The following is a 1,601-nucleotide window of genomic DNA, read 5'->3' as shown; positions in this document are numbered from 1 at the left end:
AATACTAAATATTCTTTATCTTCATGGAGTGCATCAAATACACTAAACGGTATTTCTGCCTCACGTAAAACAGATTCCAGTAAATGACGTTCAACAATCCGCCCCTCATCAACATCGATAATCTCTACCGATTCGATGATCGGCGCTAATATGCTCAAAATTTCACGGTAATCTTTATCACCGTAGGTATTGTAGATAAGGGTCACTTTTTCCCCAGCAAAATTTTGGGCTATCGACTCCGCCGCGAGTGTGTTATGCCCTACATCGAGGGTAATATTTGGAGCTATTTTGCTCAATCTTCCAAATAGTGCACTTTGATCAAACAGTGTTTCACTCGCCTCAAATCCCAACATCTCATACGCCGCCATCGCCAATGTCAGATTATCACGTAAATAATCGCTAAGGCTATTTTTCGTGGCAATATGCAATGCGATCTCTTCGATACGTGGAGTTAAACGCTCGGAGAGTGTATATAGAGTGCACCCTTTTACCTCCGCAATCGCTCGTGCAATCGACTCCACCTCGGTGTGTTTCTGTCTTCCTAACAACGCGAGTTTTTGCATACTTCGCAGTTTCGTCGCCGAAATCGAATCAATGGAAGTACCTAAAAATGCTGCATGATCAAAATCTATGGGGGTAAATATACTCAGAACCTTGTCAAAAATAGCGGTCGCGTCATGCTCACCCCCCAAACCCGCCTCACATACGACGTAATCGCACCCCTCATACACCACCATCGCCAAGAGTGTCGTATATTCAAAATAACTCAATGTCTCGGCGATTTCCGTGGATAAGAGGTCCAAAAGCGTTTGGTGGGCACACTCTAGCCCCTCATCACTTACCTCTGAACCCTCCAACCATATCCGCTCGTTGAATCGCAAAATATGAGGTGAGGTGTAATGCCCGACCTTTTGCCCTGCACGGTGCAATGCCGTAGCCAAAAATCGTCCCGTTGAGCCTTTGCCGTTGGTTCCGACCAAATGGATGATTTTAGGGTTTGTCAATTTATCTTTGATTTTATGATACGTGTTAGGGAAACGCTCATAGTCAATCACATCGTAAAAAAGAGGTTTTGAAGCTAAAAAATCGTTTAAACTCATGCAGGCTCGACGCGGTTTCGCCCTTTATGCTTAGCATCATAAAGCCGTTCATCAGCACCATTGATTAACGATTTCAACGAAGGATAATCCTGACGCTGCGCTATACCGATACTAACATTCACCGCAATTCGTTTCTCCTGATACATAAAATGAGCTGACTCGACATGCACACGAACTTTTTCACAAAACACTTTAGCACCCAAGAGATCAGTATCCCCTAAAATAACCAAAAATTCTTCTCCGCCATAACGTCCTGCAATATCGCTGGTACGTACTTCTTCTTTTAATATTTTCGAAAATGCAATCAATACTGCATCTCCTGCTTCATGCCCATAGGTATCGTTAACCAATTTAAAATGGTCTAAATCAAGCATTGCAACGCAAAAATTTCGTCCATGACGCATATATTCAGCTTCTTTTATATTTAAATACTCTTCCAATGCTCGTTTATTAAATAATTTAGTTAAAAAATCTTCTCGTGATGCTTGGGTTGCTTGTGCC

The 1,601-nt window shown here is 42.3% G+C and carries 2 protein-coding genes; both read right to left on the bottom strand.

Translation table 11 applies throughout. The annotated features are described in order from the left end of the window. Window positions 1-1,100: bifunctional folylpolyglutamate synthase/dihydrofolate synthase (locus tag WA010_RS02605; RefSeq protein ID WP_422555621.1), on the bottom strand; the 1,100-nt coding region annotated here is incomplete at its 3' end. Further along, window positions 1,097-1,601 (bottom strand): GGDEF domain-containing protein (locus tag WA010_RS02600; protein WP_422555620.1); only part of this gene is annotated, 505 nt, incomplete at its 5' end. The genes WA010_RS02605 and WA010_RS02600, both read right to left, overlap by 4 nt.

Origin of the sequence: Sulfuricurvum sp. (assembly GCF_049305995.1) — a bacterium.
GTDB lineage: Bacteria > Campylobacterota > Campylobacteria > Campylobacterales > Sulfurimonadaceae > Sulfuricurvum.
Note: the sequence above shows the minus strand (reverse complement) of the source record. Positions and strands in the feature narration are given on the sequence as shown.